15 protein-coding genes are annotated in these 21,301 nt (G+C 62.7%); all 15 read right to left on the bottom strand.

The features are described from left to right. Positions 1-116: 116 nt before the first annotated feature. Positions 117-2,231 (bottom strand): elongation factor G, encoded by a 2,115-nt coding sequence (gene fusA / locus HCR76_RS03375; protein ID WP_166988241.1) that lies wholly within the window; start codon positions 2,229-2,231, stop codon positions 117-119. An 84-nt stretch (positions 2,232-2,315) separates the two neighbouring features. Further along, a complete protein-coding gene (rpsG, locus tag HCR76_RS03370; RefSeq protein WP_166988240.1) occupies positions 2,316-2,786 on the bottom strand; it encodes a 30S ribosomal protein S7 in 471 nt (156 codons plus the stop codon). Continuing rightward, complete coding sequence (gene rpsL / locus HCR76_RS03365) at positions 2,786-3,160, bottom strand: 30S ribosomal protein S12 (protein ID WP_166988239.1); 375 nt, start codon at positions 3,158-3,160, stop codon at positions 2,786-2,788. The genes rpsG and rpsL overlap by 1 nt, the downstream gene beginning before the upstream one ends. Before the next feature lie 305 nt (positions 3,161-3,465). Beyond that, positions 3,466-4,860 (bottom strand): zinc ribbon domain-containing protein, encoded by a 1,395-nt coding sequence (locus HCR76_RS03360; RefSeq protein WP_166988238.1) that lies wholly within the window; start codon positions 4,858-4,860, stop codon positions 3,466-3,468. A gap of 81 nt (positions 4,861-4,941) precedes the next feature. Next, positions 4,942-5,583: a spermidine/putrescine ABC transporter substrate-binding protein gene (locus HCR76_RS03355; RefSeq protein WP_166988230.1), complete on the bottom strand. Its 642-nt coding sequence runs from the start codon at positions 5,581-5,583 to the stop codon at positions 4,942-4,944. A gap of 28 nt (positions 5,584-5,611) precedes the next feature. Further along, on the bottom strand, positions 5,612-6,124 hold the full coding sequence (locus tag HCR76_RS03350) for a DUF6121 family protein (RefSeq protein ID WP_166988228.1): 513 nt from the start codon (positions 6,122-6,124) through the stop codon (positions 5,612-5,614). After that, complete coding sequence (locus tag HCR76_RS03345) at positions 6,111-6,722, bottom strand: FHA domain-containing protein (RefSeq protein WP_166988226.1); 612 nt, start codon at positions 6,720-6,722, stop codon at positions 6,111-6,113. The genes HCR76_RS03350 and HCR76_RS03345 overlap by 14 nt, the downstream gene beginning before the upstream one ends. Then, on the bottom strand, positions 6,712-9,069 hold the full coding sequence (locus tag HCR76_RS03340; protein WP_166988224.1) for a transglutaminase TgpA family protein: 2,358 nt from the start codon (positions 9,067-9,069) through the stop codon (positions 6,712-6,714). The genes HCR76_RS03345 and HCR76_RS03340 overlap by 11 nt, the downstream gene beginning before the upstream one ends. Before the next feature lie 77 nt (positions 9,070-9,146). Further along, entirely contained in the window at positions 9,147-10,433 is a 1,287-nt protein-coding gene (locus tag HCR76_RS03335; RefSeq protein ID WP_166988221.1) for a DUF58 domain-containing protein, read from the bottom strand. Further along, positions 10,430-11,392 (bottom strand): AAA family ATPase, encoded by a 963-nt coding sequence (locus HCR76_RS03330; protein ID WP_166990197.1) that lies wholly within the window; start codon positions 11,390-11,392, stop codon positions 10,430-10,432. Before HCR76_RS03330 ends, HCR76_RS03335 begins: the two co-directional genes overlap by 4 nt. Before the next feature lie 42 nt (positions 11,393-11,434). After that, positions 11,435-16,696 carry an Ig-like domain-containing protein gene (locus HCR76_RS03325; RefSeq protein ID WP_166988219.1) on the bottom strand — a complete coding sequence of 1,754 codons (5,262 nt, stop codon included), beginning with the start codon at positions 16,694-16,696 and terminating at the stop codon, positions 11,435-11,437. Positions 16,697-16,800: 104 nt separating this feature from the next. Further along, positions 16,801-17,529, bottom strand: coding sequence for a hypothetical protein (locus HCR76_RS03320; protein ID WP_235933920.1), 729 nt, complete (start codon positions 17,527-17,529; stop codon positions 16,801-16,803). Beyond that, positions 17,517-19,127 (bottom strand): serine/threonine-protein kinase, encoded by a 1,611-nt coding sequence (locus tag HCR76_RS03315; protein ID WP_166988215.1) that lies wholly within the window; start codon positions 19,125-19,127, stop codon positions 17,517-17,519. Before HCR76_RS03315 ends, HCR76_RS03320 begins: the two co-directional genes overlap by 13 nt. Position 19,128: 1 nt before the next feature. Then, the gene (locus HCR76_RS03310; RefSeq protein WP_166988213.1) at positions 19,129-20,460 is read right to left on the bottom strand and encodes an FHA domain-containing protein; all 1,332 of its coding nucleotides are present in this window, start codon (positions 20,458-20,460) and stop codon (positions 19,129-19,131) included. 7 nt (positions 20,461-20,467) lie between these two features. After that, positions 20,468-21,301: a PP2C family protein-serine/threonine phosphatase gene (locus HCR76_RS03305; protein WP_244971472.1), complete on the bottom strand. Its 834-nt coding sequence runs from the start codon at positions 21,299-21,301 to the stop codon at positions 20,468-20,470.

The following is a 21,301-nucleotide window of genomic DNA, read 5'->3' as shown; positions in this document are numbered from 1 at the left end:
GTAGATAAAGCGGGCACTGGATTGCGACCGATTCTCTACGGGGATTTGTGTATTTATGTTACTAGGTGACGACCGGGCGCCGCACCGTGTACACAGCAGGCGCCCAGCGGCAAGGGTTATTCGCCCTTTGCCTTTTGGATGATCTCGTCGGCAACCGCCTTCGGGACCTCGGCGTACGTCTCGAACTGCATCGAGTACACGGCACGGCCTGAGGTCTTCGACCGCAGGTCACCGACGTATCCGAACATCTCCGAGAGGGGGACGTTGGCGCGAATCACCTTGACACCCGACGCATCCTCCATCGACTGGATCATGCCACGGCGAGAGTTGAGATCGCCGATGACATCACCCATGTACTCCTCGGGAGTACGCACCTCAACAGCCATGAGCGGCTCGAGAAGAGCCGGGCTGGCCTTGGGGAGGGCTTCTTTCATACCCATGGATCCGGCGATCTTGAACGCCATCTCCGATGAGTCGACATCGTGAGCAGCACCGTCAAGCAGCGTCGCCTTGACGCCGACCATCGGGTAACCCGCGAGAACTCCCACCTGAATCGCGTCCTGGAACCCGGCGTCGACCGACGGGATGTACTCGCGCGGAACGCGACCACCAGTCACCTTGTTCTCGAACTCGTAGATCTTGTCGCCCTCGACCTCAAGCGGCTCGAGTGCGAACTGGATCTTCGCGAACTGACCTGATCCACCAGTCTGCTTCTTGTGGGTGTAGTCGTGACGCGGGACAGCCTTGCGGATGGTCTCGCGGAAGGCCACCTGGGGCTTGCCCACGTTTGCCTCGACGCGGAACTCGCGCTTCATGCGGTCCACCAGAATGTCAAGGTGCAGCTCGCCCATACCCTTGATGACCGTCTGACCGGTCTCGACGTTGAGCTCGACGCGGAACGTCGGGTCTTCTTCGGCGAGCTTCTGGATCGCTGTTGACAGCTTCTCCTGGTCGGCCTTCGTCTTCGGCTCGATAGCGACCTCGATGACGGGCTCGGGGAAGGTCATTGACTCGAGGACAACCTGGTCCTTCGGGTCGCAGAGCGTGTCGCCCGTCGTCGTGTCTTTGAGACCGATCACCGCGTAGATGTGGCCAGCCGTCACGGAATCGACGGGGTTCTCCTTATTGGCGTGCATCTGGAAGATCTTTCCGATGCGCTCCTTCTTCTGCTTTGTGGAGTTCGCGATCTGTGCGCCGCTGTCCAGGTGCCCTGAGTACACGCGAATGTACGTGAGGCGCCCGAAGAACGGGTGAACGGCAACCTTGAAGGCAAGAGCCGAGAACGGCTCGGCGCTGTCGGGGTGACGCAGAATGATCTTCTCTTCATCGCGCGGGTCGTGTGCCTCGATAGCGGGCACATCCAGCGGCGAAGGGAGGAAGTCGACAACGGCATCCAGCATCGGCTGCACGCCGCGGTTCTTGAAGGCCGAGCCACACAGAACGGGGTAGATCTCGCTGTTGACTGTGAGCTTGCGAATGGCAGCCTTGATTTCGTCGACGGTGAGCTCCTCGCCAGAGAAGTACTTCTCCATGAGAGCGTCGTCCGTCTCGGCGACTGTCTCAAGCAGCAGAGTGCGGTACTCGTCGAACTTGTCCTGCAGCTCGGCGGGAATTTCCTGCACCTCGAACTTGGCGCCCATGGTGACGTCGCCCTTGGAGTCGCCTGGCCACACGAGTGCCCGCTTCTCGATTAGGTCGACGACGCCGACGAAGTCGTTCTCAGAGCCGATCGGGAGCTGAAGCACGAGGGGCTTCGCGCCGAGGCGGCTCTTGATGGTGTCGACCGTGTAGTAGAAGTCGGCACCGAGCTTGTCCATCTTGTTGACGAAACAGATGCGGGGGACGTCGTACTTGTCGGCCTGACGCCACACTGTCTCAGACTGGGGCTCAACGCCCTCCTTGCCGTCGAAGACGGCAACGGCACCGTCGAGCACGCGAAGCGAACGCTCAACCTCGACCGTGAAATCAACGTGGCCCGGGGTGTCAATGATGTTGATCTGGTTGTTGTTCCAGAAACTCGTCACAGCAGCCGAGGTGATCGTGATGCCACGCTCCTGCTCCTGCTCCATCCAGTCGGTGGTCGCTCCACCGTCGTGGGTTTCACCGAGCTTGTGGTTGACGCCCGTGTAGAACAGGATGCGCTCAGTGGTTGTGGTCTTACCGGCATCGATGTGGGCCATGATGCCGATGTTGCGAACCTTCTTCAGGTCAGTGAGCACGTCTTGTGCCACGGGGTTCCTCCGGAAAGTGAAAGTGAAGTGGTGTGTGGTGGCGTCCTCCACAGCACTGCTGCTGCGGAGGACGCCCCCTGCCCGCTACCAGCGGTAGTGGGCGAATGCGCGGTTGGATTCCGCCATCTTGTGAGTGTCTTCACGACGCTTCACAGCGGCACCGAGGCCGTTAGATGCGTCGAGGATCTCGTTGGTGAGGCGCTCCGTCATCGTCTTCTCGCGACGACCCTTGGCGTAGCTCACGAGCCAACGCAGTGCAAGGGTATTGGCACGGTGAGGCTTGACCTCGACCGGAACCTGGTACGTCGAACCGCCGACACGGCGACTCTTGACCTCGATGGACGGACGAACGTTGTCGAGCGCCTTCTTGAGGGTGACGACAGCATCCTGGCTGTTCTTTGCAACGACTCCCTCGAGCGCGTCGTAGACGATGCGCTCGGCAAGAGCCTTCTTGCCGTCAACGAGAATCTTGTTGACGAGCTGGCTGACAATCGGTGCGCCGTAGACGGGGTCAGCAACGACCGGGCGCTTGGGTGCGGGTCCCTTACGTGGCATTACTTCTTCTCCATCTTCGCGCCGTAGTGGCTGCGACCCTGCTTGCGGTTCTTCACGGCCTGGGTGTCGAGCGCACCGCGGACGATGCGGTAGCGAACACCAGGAAGGTCCTTGACACGTCCTCCACGGACAAGCACCATCGAGTGCTCCTGAAGGTTGTGACCTTCACCCGGAATGTACGCGGTGACCTCTGTACCGTTCGAAAGCTTCACACGTGCTACCTTGCGCATCGCCGAGTTCGGCTTCTTCGGGGTAGTCGTGTAGACGCGTGTGCACACGCCTCGCTGCTGGGGGTTGGCCTTCAGGGCAGGAGCCTTGGTCTTGACAGACTTCGACTTGCGTCCCTTGCGGACCAACTGCTGAATAGTTGGCACTGCTTCTCCTCTATGTGCTGCACGGTGACAGCGAATATGTGATGGTGAGGCACACGATTTCTCACGTGCCGCCACGATCCGCCCATCCGGCAGAATGTGCAGGATGCTTGTGGCGAATATGCCGTGGGGGCCGTTCCATGCTGAACCGACCCAGGATGTGAATGCCTCGACATGGCCAAACCGCACGAAGGCACGGTTCAGCGCACGCAAATGCGCACACCCAATCAATGATAAGGGCATGACGGGTGACGGTCAAATACCACAGGCCCGGTCGAAACCGGGCCTGTGGTGGGAGACAGTGCGGACTAGAGTCCGTCCCATTCGAATGTCGCCTTGCCTTCTTTGCCGAAGGTGACAGTGCCATCGACGTAGATGTCAACGGGCTGCTGCAGGTTGACACCCTTCTGCACGCTGTCATCTGGCCAGGTGACCGTTGCAGAGAGGTCTGCTTCGCCTGCGGAGTCCGTGGTTACAGCCCATCCCGAACCGTCGTAGTCGCCTACGGTGAAGTCAGGCTTCGGGTCGATCGTCCAGACGACATCTTCAACCTTCTTCGTTCCGCTATCGCTCGCCGTGTTCGGGCAGCCGTCCGGAGCCATCTCTGTCTTCGCCTCGCAGTCGTCGAGGAACTTCGTCACGGCGTCTTCAGCGGCAGTGACACCCTCGTCCGAAAGGGTGATCGCCAGCTCGGGAGTCTCTTCGCTCTCGTTGCCGAAGCCGAGAACTGTCGTCGAGACTCCTTCAGCCTGGAATACCTTCTGATCGTCTGCCATCGCGATCTTGTACGTACCAGGCAGCGCTCGGAGCGTCTCTCCGTCTGCGGGCACGGTGACGCCGTTGACGGCTACCTGGGCGCTCTTCGGCCCCGTGAGTTCATATGCGACCTCACCGAGCTCAGGAGCGTCGAGCTTCCACTTGTCGAAGAACACGAGGTCCTTGCCCGCCTTGCTGAGCGAGAACGTCTGATCGTAGGTCTCCCCTCCTTGGGAGATGGACGCCGTGACCGAGGCACTGTCGCCTTCCACCTCCGTCGACGAGATGGAGTACTTCGAGATGCGATCGTCTGCTGACTTGTACGCCTCGTCCGTCAGCAGCACGTCGCCCTTCTCTACCTTGACGCCCGAGTCCTTGAGCGCCTGCTCGGCTTTGCCCGCCTTGAGGAGGTCGAGGTATGCCGTCACCTGGTTCTGCGGAGCGTGCATCGAATTGCCGATAGAGACTCCGACGACACCGGCGATGATGACGAGCAGAACGACAGAACCTCCGGCAATCCAGCCCGCCTTCGACTTCTTCTTTCGAGGCGGTTCACCCCCGCCCGCGGGGTAGGCGCCAGTGTTCTGAGGTGGATACACCTGAGTCTGCTGTGAGCCGTACTCCTGCTGTTGCGGGTAGGGCTGCTGCGGACCAGTCGGATGCTGCTCCCCTGGCGTCTGCGGGTACGGGTTCGGGGCTGCCGCAGGCTGCTGTGGCTGCTGCTGAGGCTGCCCGTACGGCTGCTGCTCAGGCTGCTGAGGCTGCCCGTACGGCTGCTGAGGTTGCTGCTGAGGTTGCTGCGGCTGCTGCTGATAGGGCTGACCGTAGGGTGCCTGCTGCGGTGGCTCGGGCTGCTGAGGCGGCTGGCCATATGGCTGCTGCGGATTATTGTTCTGTGCGTCTCCGTGCTGCCACGGCTGCTGTGGGTCGTTGGGTGGGTACGACATCTCTCCCCCTCGTGCGTTGGTGATTATAGTTTGTCGCCAACTTGCCCCGCCGTCCAGGGGTACTTCTCTCCACGTGCCACGTCACCAACGCGTCGGAGGTGCGTCGAGACTCTCTGACAGCGCGTCGAGCAGCGCATTCACCTGCGGTTCGACGATCGCCGCGACAGCTTCTCGTGCCCGCACACGATGCGGCTGAAGAAACTGGCAGATGAGGCGTCCGGCGTGATCGGCGCATTCATCCGCCAACTGGATCTCCGTGCGCAGCGCCTGTTTCTCTTCATCGCTCAGCTCGACGGGACGCACAGATTCCGGAACGTCCCCGCCCTCAGCCAGTTCGCCGAGCGTGAAGAGAAACGGCTCTCCTGGCACAGGATCCGGGTCGAGCTGCAGACCGTCGAACTCTGGATCGAGGCCGACGTCAGGGCGGTAATCTCGGGCTTTGCGGCGCTCTGCCGCGCGGAGTTCGCGCGACAGAAGCGGCAGATTCTTTTCGGTGTACTCGTCGACAACGTCGTCAATGAGCGACTTCATGCGCGTGGTGAGTCCGTGCTGAACGCCGTGCGGCACATCGGCGTCAAGCCCGATCGCCTTGAGAAAAGGCGAGCCGAGGCACCGCCTGCACAGGCGCGTGCGCACACGATGGGTCGCCGGCTTCCATCGAGGGAGCCAGGCGATCCACGTGTCGACGGCGCTGCCGACCTTGGCCTCGAGGGTCCGCTCCATAACTCAACCGTACTCCGCAACCGCGCAGTCAGTCTTTCTCCCACGGCCAGAGGGGCCGTTTCGGCTCGTCACCGCCCAGTGCGATCATCACCACGAATGCGATGTGCACGAGCATCGCCAGCACGCCGAGCGCGAGGCTGTAAGGTCTCAGAAGCTCGTGCAACGCGAAGCTGACAAGCACGTCGGGGTCGTGCAGACCGACGGCCTGCAGCATCCCGCCGACGACGACATAGCCGAGCAGCGCGAGAGTTCCCGTGAGCAGGCCTCCGAGCAGGGGAACTCGCAGAGCGAGATCGCCGCGTTCACGCTCCTGCACGAGTCGCACAGCAACGTTGACGATTCGCAGGGCGACAACAACCACCGATGTCGCGATCATCGACGGCCCAAGCAGCAGGCTTGCATCAAGGTCAATGACGTCGGTGTCTGTCAGAAGACTCAGGATGCCGAAGCAGGCGATCACGAGCGCGAGATACAGCGCGACGGTGAAAGCTGTCTGCGCGAGGGCTATCAGGCGAGGGTCTCGCGCCTCATTCGGATCCATCGCTGCCCCTCGCCCGAAGCGAAGCGAGAGCGCGCCCGAAGAGGATCCCCCCGTCGCGGGGCGCGGGAGTGGGGGCTTCGGGAACGCACACGGTTTCGCGCCCCGACGCATCAACGATGCGTGTTCCGTTTGTTGAGTGGAGGTCGGTCACCCACACGGCTCCTCGCGACCACTGCACGGCGGCATGGGTCTTCGAGACGCTGCGTGTGACATCGGAAACGGCCGCGACATCGGCGTCGGGGAACGCGGACTGTGCGCTTGGGTCCCGGCCGACCAGCACGACTCCGTCAATCGAGATGCGGGTGCCATCGGCAAACTCGATATCGATGTCTGATGTGCTGACATCTGGGGACGGCGGGTTGCCGAGGGGAGCCGGCGACACACGATCGGCAGATGCCGGAACAGTGTCGATGTCTGCTTGTATGCCCGGTGGCAACCCAATGAAACCAGGACGCGTGACGGCATCCGGCGAGCCCGACTGATTCTGTTGCTCTGACGACGCTGGCTCCGTCGGAGCGTCTGCCTGCGTGTCGGGGCGCGGGGGCAAGGGCGGGCGGGGAGGAAGCGGCACGCCATTCCAGGTGTCGTCAGCGCTCATCTTTCCTCCTCGACGCTTTCGGCCGCTTTCGCGCTCGTCGCGCACGACTGACGCGGAATCGGCTCAACTGACGTCGCCACCAGCTTACCGCTCGGGCAGACAGCCGAGACTGTTCATCTGTGTGCGTCCACAGCTCATCGATTGTCTCGTCTGCTGCTTCGCCGTTGGCGAAGACTGCGGCGTCCGTGTCGAACGCAATTCGGTCGAGCGTGGCTGTTGCCGCGGCATCCGTTCCTCTCTGCTCGGAAAGCGCGTCGATGACACCCGCGCGAGTTCGCGTGGGCACCTCGTATCCGAGTTCGGAGTGGCGGTCGAGAAATTCGTCCCAGGCGCCCGATGCCCTGGCGTGAGGCTGGCCCGCTAAACGTCGGCGCTTGACACGACGACGCTTGATCAGGGCGATGACCACGAACGGCACGAAGTACAGCAGCAGCAGCCCGCCCGCCGTCGAAATAATGGCAATGGCCCACCCCGGCAGGGCAAACGCGTTCTCGTCGTCTTCGTCCTTCTTATCGTCGATCTCGCTGTCGGTCAGCAGATCGTCAGGGCGCTTCTCCGAGCGCGGCGGCTGCCTCACCTGCGGCTGAGGCTCGCTCTGCGGCTTGGGATTCTGCTCCTGCGGAATCTCGGTCTCATCAGGAGTAGGGAAGAACGGAATCCAGCCAACGCCCTCGAACGGCACCTCAACCCACGCCGTCACGTCGTCACCCGTCACCGTCGTCGGGGAGCCCTCAATAATCGTCTTCGGCGCGAACCCCATGACCACGCGGGCCGGGTAGCCGAAGCTCCGCGCCATCAGCGCCATGGCCGATGCATACTGCTCTTCATCTCCGATCAGCTGCGTTCGCGTGAACAATTCTTCCATGCGGTCGGCTCCGTGGCCGGCGCGCGATGACGCTGCATCCGTCTCTCGTCCATGACTGAGGTACCCGTTTGTCACGAGTGCTGACTCGATGGCTCGCAGCTGTTCAATGGGAGACTCGGCAGCGCCGGCGTACTCTTTCGCCTGAGCAACCACAATGTCGGGAACGTTCTCGACGGGGGGCATCGCGACAGACGCGACAGGGGTGTCGACGAGCGATTCGTCACCGGGAACCGCCTGCACCCCGCTGCGCATTGAGTATTCGACTTTCGACGTGACACCGTCGATCAGCACGGCCGAGCCCGTGGCGGCGTTGTATCGAAACCCCGATGATCGCTCACGGTCGAGCCCGTCGAGATCGATGACCTCGGGAACGCCCATGGTGGGCAACCAGGGCCCCGAATAACCGCCGACGTCGATGCTGATGTTGCGCTGGTCGACAATGTCGGCAAGCGGCGCCCGGGGAAGCGTCGACCCGCTGAGTTCGTAGAGACCCGAGCCGTCGGTCGAGAGTTCAGGGCCGGCGACGTTCCACAGGTGCCCGTCGTAGGTGTCCATCACGGCAAGACGAATGCGGTCGCCTGGAATGAGCCCTGTCACCGAGAGCAGATCGGTTTCGTTGAGCGTTTTCGTGTAGATGCGGTAGCCAGAGAGCGGGCTGGCGAACTGCTCGGGGTCGAACGGAGGCTGCACCTCGTCACGCACCACGAGGCGGCTCTCGGCGGGCGGAAGAAGAATGGATGCCGCGAGCCCGCCGATCACAACGGAGGCGAGTGCGACGGCAGCGGTGCCGACGACGCGGGCGCGACGCAGCCCAGCCTTCTCCGAGAGGCTGATGTTCTTGCCCTCGGGGCGGCGCCAGCCCAGCCACACGAGCGCGGCCACCGCGAAGACCAGGCCGCGGGCGGCCGGAAAGAACGGCTCGCGCGTGCCGAGCACGACGGGCAGAACAAAGGCGACAAGTGGCATCAGCAGCACAACGGCGCAGCGCCACAGCGTGCGGTAGCGGGTCGGGAGCCACCGCAGCAACAGGATGCCGCTGAGGGCTCCCATCACGCACGAGAGCACATAGGGAAGAACAGCGAGGTGCGGTGGAGCACCGACCGGCGCGGCGAGCGTCACCACATCGGTCCATCCGAAAACGGCACCGACCGCGAGGTCACGCACCGTGTCCAGATTCGGCAGCACAAACCAGAGGGCGTCACCAGCAAGCGCGAACGCGCTGCCGAACAGGAAATAGGCGATGAAGACCATGAGGATAGTCGTCAGGGCATTGAGCCGCAGACGATGACTGCACCACGCAACTCCGAGCCCGACGGCAAGGCCGCCAACGGAGGCGAGCAGATGCGCTGGCCCGTCGAACACCGGCATCCAGCCGAGCGCGCTCACCAGAATCAACCCCGACACCACGGCGACGTCGACCCAGGCCTGCGAACTCACCGCGCCGGGCTTCGCTGCAGAGCGCTGCACGCGGGGCGTGCGCATAAGAACACTGTTAAGCGCACGTTTCCACACCGGCTCCGCCTGTTGCTTCACCGAAGTTCGCGCAGCGCGCCGCTCGCTCACTGTGCCCTCTCCATAATGCGCGGAAGGTCCCGAAGCGTGCCGATCGTGTACACCTGCAGACCCGCGATGTCTTGAACGCGCGGCTGGCCGCCCTCGCTGATGCGCAGGGCGATCACGTTCACCTCTCCGGAAAAGAGCCTTTGGATGCTGCGGTAGTCAGAAGCATCCATCAACGATCCCGCCACGATCACGACGACGCTGGGGTCGGGAAGCCGTTTTGTCGCATCGCGTGCGAAGTCTCGCGCGGATTCGTCAGATTCGAAAGCCTGGAGGCGACATGTATCGTCGAGCATCGCCTGCATCGTGTGGGTGCGCAGCCGCATCCCCTCGCTGACGACATTGATCTCCGTCGCATCTCTGATCACCTGGGTGGCGATGGATGCGGTCACCGACACGGCGGTCTCGAACTCGTCTTCGCTGGCGTAAAAGCGCTTGTTTGCGCTGTGCACGATGGTGAGCTGCGAACGGCGCGACTCTTCGAACTGTCGCACCATCAGCTGCCCCGTGCGCGCGGAGCTGCGCCAGTGCACGTATCGCACGTCGTCGCCGCGCACGTAGTCGCGCAGCGCGTGAAACGCGAGGTCGTTGTTGGTGATCTTCTTGGTGATCTGGCCCTCGAGGTCGCGCACGAGCCCGGCAGCCGTGGGGTGCAGACGCACAACGCGCGGGTGCACAAAGAGCTCGATGGGGTCGGTCCAGTCAACGCTGCGGCGAAATAATCCAAGGCGGTCGCCGCGCACCGAGCGGGCGGGCCCCGCGATGATCACGGCGCGATGGGCCGTCGGAACGGCGAAGAGCTCTTCCGATCCGTCATCCGGAGCGAGCCCGGGAATATCGAAGACGGCGAGGCCGTCCCCGACGGGCAGCTCGAAGGTCGTCGCGAGCGAATTGCGTTGCGCCGTATTGGTGACGATCATCTCGCCGACGGCGCGCTCGCCCACCGTGACGCGTCGCGGGTTCAGCCGCACCGAGACCGCGAATCGGGAACGGCCGATCGTGAACAGCGCCGCGATAACGAATGCCGCGACGAGCGTCGCCCCGACAAACACCACTTCTGCCCAGCCGAGCACGAGCCCGGCGGCAAGCAGCACAATCCCCATGATTGCCACGAGCCACCCTGTCGAACTGACGGTGGAGAAGAACGGGTTCACGGCCTTCGTCACCGGCACGACGAATGTCGCGAGCCCTTGCCTGACTCGTTGAGTTGTCGTCGCAGCACGAACCCGCAGCGGCGACATCCTGGTCGTCGACGGCGGGCTTTCGTGCTCGACGGTCGTTGTCATGCTGCGCGGTATGCCGGCGGGGTGATCGAGAGAAGGATGCGGTCGATGATCTGATCTGCTGTGGTGCCGGCAAATTCCGACTCGGGATCCATCAGCAGGCGGTGCGCGAGTACGGGCACCGCGAGGGCGTTCACATCGTCGGGTGTGGCGTACGTGCGGCCCTGGCTGAGCGCCCACACCTTGACGATGCGCGCGAGAGAAAGGCCACCGCGCATGCTCACGCCGAGCGCGGCATCCTTGTCTGTGCGTGTCGCCTGAATGATGTCGGTGATGTACTCCATAATCGAGCGCTCCACGTGCACCTGACCGGCGAGCGCGATCATGGCATTCACGGACTCCGCGTTGATGATCGCATCGACGCCAGATGATCGCGAACGGTTTGCCGCATCCATGAGCAGATCGACGCTCGTATCGCGATCGGGGTACCCCAACGAGGTCTTCACGAGAAAGCGGTCGAGCTGTGCCTCGGGTAGCTTGTACGTGCCGGATTGCTCCACAGGGTTCTGCGTCGCGATCACCATGAATGGGCTGCCGACCGGGTGAGTCTCGCCATCGACCGTGACGAGGCCCTCTTCCATCACCTCGAGCAACGCGCTCTGTGTCTTCGGCGATGCGCGGTTGATCTCGTCAGCGAGCACGATCTGCGCGAAGATCGGCCCCTTGTGAAACTCGAACACGTGAGTCTGCTGGTTGTAGATGGTGACGCCTGTGACGTCGCTCGGCAGCAGGTCAGGGGTGAACTGGATGCGGGAGCTGGCGCCCTCGAGCGTGTTCGCGAGAGATTTCGCCAGCACAGTCTTGCCCGTGCCCGGGTAGTCCTCCAGCAGTACGTGTCCGCCGGTCAGCAGCGACGCGATGACGAGCCTGATGACCTCCTGCTTGCCGACGATCGCCTTATCGACGTTGTCGACGAGGCTCGTGAAGGCGCCCTTGAACCAGTCCGCCTGCTCCTGAGTGATGTCCACGCTTCTCCTTGACCTACCAATTTGACAGTTGCTGGTTTACGGAAAGTCGAAACCAGGACTTGTGTAATTCACGCCGTTGCCTCGAACCTTTACTCGAACACCGCATTGCGACAGGTTGGGCTGAATCCACGCCGAAATGTGATCCTCGTCCTTACCGCTCTTGCCCATCTTGATGTCGTACCAGCCATCGGCAATTGCAGACCATTTCCCGTCCTTGCAATATTCAGCGTGAACCTCGTAGGTGCCACTGGCGAAGTCTGACCAGGCGATCCCGACACGATATGTATCAGTCACGCACTTTCCGTTATCGCAACGCGTCTCTGGGCCATCGACTCCGTAAACTTTGGTGATAACGGGGTCCGGCGGTGGCTCATTCTTGATTACAACGCTTCCCGATTTGGCTGTCGGCCCGCAACCAGCGGGCGAGCACGCACTCACTGTGTACGTGTATGTTCCAGCCCCCATGCTCTTGCTCGATGCAGACGTGGACGTCGTTGAGCCGGAATCACTTGCGCTTCCGCTAACCGTCCACTTGTACTTCGTAATTTTCCCGCCGTTGTCGGCTGGCGCTGACCAGCTCATCGTCACTGGGGTGCTCGCCCACGTACCCTTTTTGCCAATCTGTAGGCCCTGGGGAGCATCTGGAACACCATAGGGCGTCACACTCTTCGATGCGGGAGACCACGAGCTGTCGCCAACGCCGTTCGTTGCCTTGACTCGGAACGAATACGCGGTCCCGTTCTTCGCAGACATCGAGCACGCAACGCCTGCCTGGCAGATCTTTTCGTCACCGTCGCTGCGCTTCACCGTGTAGCTCTTGATCGCCGAGCCGTTGTCTGCAGGCGAGCCCGCGACGACGACTGTCGTATTACTGTCGCTTGCCGAGACGCTCGGCGCAGGCGGAGCATCGGGAACATCCTTCACCACAATGGTGATGCGCGCCGTCGACCGCCTGTTCTGGTCTTGCGTAGCATCCTGAATCGTATAGAGGATGCTGATCTCTTGGCTCTTCGCCGGGCCCGTCTTCACAGTCACCGTCGTGCCGTCGGTGCTCACCTCGGCATCTCCCGAATCCAACTCAGCCTTGAGAATCGTGAGATCTTCGCCGGGGAAGGGATTGAACGCTCCCGCAAGAGCATCAATCGTGTAGCTCTTCCCCTTGCGGGCGTCGTTGTTTACATGGTCGACAGCGATGGGCATGGGTCTCGTCGACGACACAACCGTCACGGTGATCTGCCCATCCACCTCGAAGTCCTTGAACGTCATGGTGACGCCGAGCGTCACAGAGGTGCCCGGCGTCGTGCCGAACGGTGCCTGCACCGACAGCTCTGAACCGCTCAGATTTCCTTGGATGCCGTTGCCCTGACCACGCAGATCGCTGAACGTAATCTGGTCGGCAACGTCGGGATTGGGGTGCGATGCGGCGCTGCGCAGGTCGAACGAGACAGGGTCCTCCCCCGCCTCAATCGTGATCGACGGCGGCGTGAACGTCGGAGGGATGTCTTCGAAGTTCGGGTCTCCCACAGTGATCGGCAGCACGAGCATCGTCGTTCCCGTCGATGTGCCGTCTGTCACTTCGAAGCTGATCGATGCCGGTCCGCGGTAATCCTTGACCGGCGTGTATCTCAGCTTCTTCTCGTCGACGAACGACGATTTGCCATCGCTGCGCGACGCGCTCACCCCGTCGGCCCCAGTGATTTCAATATCTTTACCTGACGGGGAATACGCAATGTCGTCGAGGTCCCACTCCTGCGTGGAATTCATATCGACGATCTGCTCGGGAAGATCCTCGCGCAGCCGAGGTGGCTGCCCGTCGGAATACGGCGGCACGACAATGAACGCGGCAGAACTCAGCTCGTCTGCCTCATTCGTGAGCCGGAACGTAATCGCCATGCGCGTGTCTCCCAGGGTGACACGCACCTTGCCGTTCTCGAGAATCTCTGCCTGGTCTGCGTTCGGCCCCTCGAGAGACGCTACGAGATCGGACACCCGGCCTCCGGGGTTCGTCGCGCCCTCGTAGATGTCAATGTCGACGGTTTCCTTGCCGATCACCTCGTCTTGTTCAACGGTCTGGTCGGCCACGCCCGGCGGTTGAACCGTGGCATCCTCGCTCACCCGCACCATGACGTAGGCGGAGTCGAACCCGCCTTTCTCGTTGCGAATCGTGTAGCGCAACGCGAACGTCATCTCGACGTCGGGCGCCTCGATCACAATGCTCTCGCCGTCGACAGTTGCCTCGACATCTTCGGGAACATCTTCGAGCTTCTTGTCGAGCGAGAACGAGTACTGGTTCGGGTCGGAGTCGTTCTTCAGCGCGGGCACCGATGCGACTCGCCCGGGCTTCACCTCAATGGCGTCGTCAACCGCCACGGGGTTCATAGCCTGCTCAGGCCGTGGAATCACCGCGATCTTGATTGTGCCGACGGCTGTCGCCCCCAGCACATCCTTGATCTTGTAGGTGAACGTGTCGGTGCCGAGCTCCATCGACCCGGCAACGTACGAGAAGCTCTTGCTCTTCTCATTGCGCACAGCGCCCAGAATCGGCGCACTCGCCAAGCCGTCATACACAACCGAATCACCGTCAGGGTCGAGCCCTTCAAGAGGAATATCAATGTCGACGGAGCTGCCCGCAAACACACGGGTAGTGAGAGTCTTGGCGGTCGGCGCCTGGTTTGCGTCTTCGTCCATCGCCACGACGGTGAAGGTGACGGATGCTGTCGCCTTCTGCCCGAAGTCGTCAACGACGGTGTACACAGCCGTGTAGACGCCGGCCTCGGCGGGAGCCTGGTACCTCACCTTGTCGTCCGTGACGAACGCGAGCCCCTTGTCGGCGCCCTGAACGAGCTCCTGTTCCACCTTCATTCCCGCGTTATCCGGGTGCGTGTCGTTGTCGAGAACCGGAACGCTCGCAATGTCGCCCGCGCGCACGCGCACCTGATCGTCCGCGGCGATCGGCGCTTGATGCTTCGACAGCGGAGGAACCATCACAACGGTGGCCGTTGTCGTCGATTCTTTGTGACCGTCCGACACCGTGTAGCGAAACTGAACCTGCCCGGTCACTGCGGCGGTCGCCGTCACACGAATGACGCTCTGCGACAGCAGCTCAATGGACAGCTGCGCTGCATCGCCCGTCGCTTCGATCGATTTGACGGCGAGCACGTCACCGGTCGGCGACACATCGTTGACGAGCACCGGCATCATGGCTGGCTCACCCGGACGCACGTATCCCGTGTCGCGAACCGCTACTGGCGCAAGATCGGCCTCTGCCTTCTCAGTCACGTCAATTCGCAGCAGCCCGATGCTCGTTCGTTCCCCCGCGCCGAGCGAGTACTTCACGTAGTACGTTCCCGCTTTACCGGCGGATGCTGTGATGGTTCCACGATCGGTGTCGACGGCAACGGAGATGGCGCCCTTGAGTGCTTCTGCGCCGAGCAGCTCGAGCTGCCCTCCTGAGGGCGAGAGGTCGTTGTCGAGTGGATGCACGTCGACGGCTTCACCCACGAACGTCTGCGCGAAGTCGGGGGTTCCCACGGGGTTCGACGACCCGGCCGATTTGACGTCGAGAGTGAATGTTCCGGTGACGGATTCTTGGCCGTCTGACACCGTGAACACGATGTCGCGAGGCCCCAGCTGACCCGATGTGTGCGTCACTGTGACGCGACCGTCTGGGTTGAACCGTACACGGTCACCCGCGTCGGAAGCCGCCGACTCCAGATAGATGTCGTCGCCGTCAGGGTCCGACCAGTCGGCGAGCGCGTCATACGTGATCGTCTGCCCTGCGTCGACGACTGTGGCGCCGACTCGAGCGGATTCCGGAGGCTCGTTCACCTCCGGCGGGCGGATCGTCACATTGACGGCCCCCTCCGCGATACCGCCGGGGCGGCCGTCGCTCACCGTGTAGCGGAATGAGAATGTTCCTGCCTCAAGCCCTTCCTTCGGTGAGAACTGAAGGGCGCGGCCACCGTCGATGTGCTGCAGCTTCCCCCATTTGTCTGAGAAGCCCTTGATTTCGGTAATGGTGAGCACATCGCCGTCGGGGTCGGTGTCGTTGCTCAGCAGCGGCAGCACCGTTGTGCGCTCGGGTCGAACTCCGAGATCGTCGTCATTGGCGATCGGGGGCCGGTTCTGATCGGTGCGCTCGGCAAGGGTGTCTTCGAAGGACTTCACAGACGACTTCTCGTCGCCCTCCTCGCCGTCATCTTCTTCGGGCGGAGTGACGTCTTCCCAGTTGTGCACAAGACGCATGTTCTCGGTGACAAGCCACGAGTCTCCGGTCTGCAGATTGTTGAGAGCGATGACGTCCCTGTTGACGCGGAACACCAGCTCGGCGCCCGCCGTCGACGGTTCGATTTCCTCGTGCGAGACACCAGACCCGTCGCACTTCGCCAGGTACCTGCTGCCCGACGCCCACGCGGCGTGCCAGCATCCTTCGAGATTGACGGGCGCTGCAACAGCATCGGCATCCTGTGCGGGCGAGGTGATCTTTGCGTCGAGTTCGATCACCTCGTCGCCGTTCAGCGGAACAGCCATGAGCGAATCGCCGCCCGCAACGAGAACCTCGCCTGGGTCGGCCGACGACTGCTGTAGTTTGATGCCCTGAGACGGCAGCTCGATGGGGTCCGAACCGGCAACGATCACCCGGTTCGCATCGCCGTCGAACAGCACCGGTGTTTCACCGGCCGCCGTCAACTGATAGCTCTCGCTTGAGGGAATCTGCTGTTCGCTTGGTTTGCCTCCGGTCGGAGGGTACGAGTAGAGAACGCCGTCAGACGGGGATGCGGCGAAGACCTCCCCCTCCTTCGACACAGCGATAGCGGCATCCGCCCCGAGTTTCAGGAGCGGGTCGTTATTCACCGTCGTGAAGTCGAGACCTCCGGAGACGTTCGTGATCCACAGGCTTCCGCTGTCAGGTTCGAGAACCGCGAGCCGCCCTCCGCCGTAGGCGAGCTCCGCACCAGGCGGCAGATCGGCACTGTTGCCGAGCGTCGTGTAAGCGGGATCGATCGTCTGCACCGTCGACGAGACACGGTCGTGCAATAGCGCAAGGTCTCCGTCTTGAAAGATGTTAATGTCGTTGGCGAGCGTTGCCACCGACGCATCGAGCTCTTCAATCTGCTTGTTGAGGCGCCCGGCGAGCAGCTCTTTTCCGTTCGTCACCCACACGTCACGTGCTTCGAGGTCGACGTCTGAGGCCGGGTAACCGGGATGCAGCACGGCAAACGTCACCGGCACAGCGACGATCAGAGACGCGACGACGACGGATGCCGTGACCTTGCGGCCACGCAGCCACCCCTTCATTCTCCCCACAAAAATGTTCCGTCTCGTTGATGAATCGCCTTGCACCGCCCAAGGCGCACTGAGCCGGAGCTTAACCTAACATGCTATTCAATCCAACAAAAGTTCTAATGATCTGCGGTTCCACTGCCCCCGGCCGACGTGTCCTGGTCGAGGAGCACCAGATCGCTCGGGTCGACCATTCTCGTCGACACGGCGTACTCGACGAGCCTCGACCGCCGGTTCGTCGCGAGCTTGCCCCGCCCGCCCCTGAGCCCCGGAACCCCGAAGCGGTCAAGCTTGTCGCACACGTTGTCGAGCTTGCGGTTGAAGGCGGTCTGCGTCCAGCCCAGCCGCTCCGCGGCCTGAGCGGATGCCGGAATCTCGCCGCGTCCCGGAGAGTTCTGGCGAAGCACGTCTTCGGCAAGCGCAAGGATCAGCAGTCTCTGGTTGCTCGTCAGATGAATGGGCCCCACCGTCGTCTCGCCACCGGATACCGATGTCAGCGGCGATGTTCCGAAGAACTCCGAGTCCATGTGAATCGTGAAGTCATAGGTTGTCGAGCCGGCACTGAAGAGAACCTGCAATTCGCGAAATACGACGGGCAGCCGAGCACCGGGGGCCAGCCACGCCTGCACCTGGCCGGTACTGTCAGTCACCGTTGCGGCGAGCGCATTCCCCACGTTGATGAGCCAGTACATGCCGTTCTCACGCCCAATGGCAAGAAACTGGCGGTGCAGAAAAGGGTTGTCGTCGATGACAAGGTCGCCTTCGCGTCCGATGTAGAAGAACTCGTCGGGGCTCACGTCGTACCATTCCCCGCAGAATTCGATACGTGGTGCCGTCACGTGCTGCACATCTCCAAAGGTTCGGTGGACGTCTTACCGGTCGATCTGCTGATCACAACCGTGACACACACTTTATCGCCATCCGCCACGCCGCCGATGGTGACCGTCGGCTCGGCGATCACGTGCTTCTCTCCGGGCTCTGCACCGTCAGAGCGATACCAGACGAAAACATCACCGTCTTCTGGCTCCGGGTTGGTCCATTCGAAGGTCACACTCGAGCCATCCTCCGACACCGTGATTCCGCGCTCCTCCGGAGTCGGTACCTCGGTGATGATGAGAGGTTTCCCCGTCGGAGTCTGTGTCTCGTCGGTACTTGCTTGGCCGCCCAGAAAGAGGGATGCCGTCACTCCGCCGCCCACGACGACGAGGGCGACCGCTCCGATCACGAGCGGAAGAATGCGCCGACGCGGCTTTGCAGCGACGTCGCTCTGCGCCGCAGCATCCGTGTCTGCTTGTGTCGGCTGCACGGGCGCTGGGCCTCGTCGTGCCGTCGCACCGGAGTCGTCCGGAATGGGGATCTGAGGGGTGACGGGGCGTGGGCGAGCGCGCGTGTCGTCGCCAGTTGAAGGTTGCGCCACCACCGGCTTCATCGGTCGGGCTACAGTCGCATCGTCGCCGTCCGGCTCTGGCGGCAATGGGTTCTGCCGGTTCGGGGTCACTGTCGTCATCGGGCGAATGCGGGTTGCGTCCTCGCCCGTCTCGTCGCTCTGGGGCTTGGTCGACGCGAGGTTCGGCACGTCGAGCGGCGTGGCCGAGTATGAAAGCTCGAGTTCGACACGCTGCAGCGATCGCCCGAAGTCAATCGCGCTGGGAAACCGATCGTCTCGGCGCGATGCCATGCCGCGACGCAATACGGCGAGCAGCGATGGCGGAACGTCCGTGCGCTCAAGGGGCGTCACTGTGCCGCGCTCGATGCGCCCAATCAGGTCGATCGCTCCGTTCGGCTGCCCCGGCACTTCAAAGGGCGACCGCCCGGCCAGCAGTGTGCAGACCGTCGCTGCGAGCGAGAACACGTCGCTTCTGACGTCGGCTACCGGGTGATCGGCGAACATCTCGGGCGGAGACCACGGAATCGACATTCCGAGCGACTGCGAGTCACCAGCGGGGTTATGATCGGCATCGACGGCGGACGATATGCCGAAGTCGGCCAGTGCCGGCCAGCCGTAAGCGTTTGTGAGCACGTTCGCCGGCTTGATATCTCGATGCAGAATTCCGGCGGCGTGCGCTGTCGCGACGGCACTGGTCAAGCGGATGCCGGTGCGAAGCACGTCGGCAATGGTGAACTGCCGATAACGATACTGTTGCGACAGGCTCGGCCCCGGGCAGTACTCCATCACAAAATACGGGCGGCCATCGTCTGCGACGGCGGCATTGTAGATCGTGACGATATACGGATGTGCAGACAGCTGGGCCATCAGATTGGCCTCGGCCACAAATGCAGCGCGTGAGCTTTCTGTCACCTCGTCAAGCGAGAGCACCTTGACGGCAACCTGGCGTCGCGGAAGGTCCTGCCGATAGAGAAAGACGTCGCTGAAGCCACCCGATCCGAGGAGCCGCTCGGCCTCAAGGCCGGGGATGCGCGGTGGCTGAGATGCCTGCCGTGCCACCCTATGCCTCGAGCACTCGCAGCTTTACGCCTGACCCGAGATCGATCACCGTTCCGCTGATCACCGGCACGGGCTCGCCTCCACGCAGTTGCTGCGGCGAACGCCCGGGAACCTCGACAACTGTGCCGTTGCTTGAGTGCAGATCGGTCACGACGACCGCGTCGCCCTCAACGGCAACGCGCACGTGAGTGCGAGAAATGTCGTCACCCGCCAGCGTCACGAGGTGCGGCAGAACAGAGGCCGGCACGTTCGACACGCTCGGTGCCCGGCCCAGCACAACCGGGGCATCAAGCTGCTGCCTGGCGCCGCCCGGAAGCTCGAGCGCATATGTGTATTCGAGAATGTCGTGCGCAGGGGCACTGGCACCGTCGGGTAAATGTGCAGCGTCACGCGCGGCACGCACATCTTCGGCAAGCACTGTCATTCCATCGTGGTCGCCCAACGGTTCGGTGCGCGGTGGCGCGATCGGCTGCCCCGGTGCACGCATTATCGTCTGCTCGTCGGGCTCCGGCAGCGGAATCGGAGCGGCGACGTCGGCGGGCAGGATCGTCATCTCGGGCACCTCCGTGTCTTCGCCGACGGGCTCTGACGCTGCGCCGTCGGACCAGACCGGCTGCTCGGCAGTGTCCGGCTTCGGTGCGACGCCGACGTTGTCGAGGGCGACGTTTGGCGCGGGGGAAGCATGCTTCAGCGGCTCATCGATGGCGACGGTGTCCGGCTTGGGCTCACTCGCCGGCTCACGCGCAAGAGAGGGAGTTTCACGGGCTGAGTCGTCGGAGCCACCGGCGGTGTCGTTCTGATCATCAGCGTCACTCGCGCTCACGTCTGAGGCCTCGGGCACGGCGGCTGCCTGTGGTGGCAGCGAAGCATCCGGATGCTGATCGTCAGCGTTCAGCGAGAGGCCTGACACCCACGCGGCACCCTGGCTCAGGGGAAGTGCGTCGGCGGTGTCTGCCCCGCCGTGCACCTCGATGCCCGTCGCATTCTCGACCAGCTGCTCGCCCCAGCCGCTGATACCCGCCGCGCGAACAGTGATGGTTTCGTCGTCCGTCGTGACGCTGATCTCAGTGTCGCCGTACACGATCACACCGACACCGTCGGCGGTCAGCGTTCCGGCGACCCAGAAGCACAGCCCGAACGCTGGAGTGTGCGCCAGCCCACCCTCGGTGAGCGCATCGAGGGTCTCCTGAATGGTCAGCGATCCAATGTCCAGCTGCTTCACGCGCATGAGAAGGTCGGCGTCATCGTCGATGCGCACGATCAGAAGCCGACCGGATGCCGCGATGGCGACCCATTCGCGCTGGAGCGCCGCGGTATAGGTGAACTGCGTCATGTGATCCTCACTTCAAGCGCGGCAGAGTCTCTTCGAGCGCGCCCAAACCTCTCGTGTCATGATAGCCCGGGCTGGGCGGAGTCATATCGACAGAGAGCGCATCGACCACGATTGCTGAGACGTTGTCTCGCGCGCCCGCCTCGACTGCGCGGTCAACAAGCGCCTTCGAGGGATCAGCCGGAGCGTCCAGAAGAATGCTCCGAATCTCCTCATCGGAAACTTCACGGCTCAACCCATCGGAACAGATGATGAACATCTGATGACCCTCTGCCGGCAGAAGCCACACATCTGGATCGGCGTCTGCCTCGACCCCGACCGCACGGGTGACAACGTTCCGCTGTGGGTGCGTTGCGGCCTCAGCCGGGCTGATGCGGCCGTGATCGATGAGTTCTTGGACGGCCGAATGGTCAACGGTCACCTGACGTAGACGCTGGCCATCGAGTACGTAGACACGAGAGTCCCCGATGTTGAAAACCATCCAGTGGCTGTCTGCCTGGCTCGAGAGCGACACGAGCGCAACACCCGCGACTGTACTGCCTGCTAAACCCCCTTCGTCAGCCCACGAGAGGATGCGGGCATTCGCCGCCGTGATGCCGGTAAACACGGTCTCAGGACTCGTGGGCTCGCCCGGCCGCACGCTCAACTGCAACTGTTCTACGACGACGCGACTTGCCTCGTCGCCACGCTGGTGCCCGCCCATTCCATCGGCGACGGCGAAAATCGGCGACGCCATGATGATCGAGTCTTCATTGATACGACGGCGCCTGCCCACGTCTGTCATTCCGGTGACAGTGATATCGACCCGGGATCGGGGAAGGGAGAACGTCGTACGGGTCGCCAT

The organism is Paramicrobacterium chengjingii (assembly GCF_011751765.2).
GTDB classification, from domain to species: Bacteria; Actinomycetota; Actinomycetes; order Actinomycetales; family Microbacteriaceae; genus Paramicrobacterium; species Paramicrobacterium chengjingii.
Note: the sequence above shows the minus strand (reverse complement) of the source record. Positions and strands in the feature narration are given on the sequence as shown.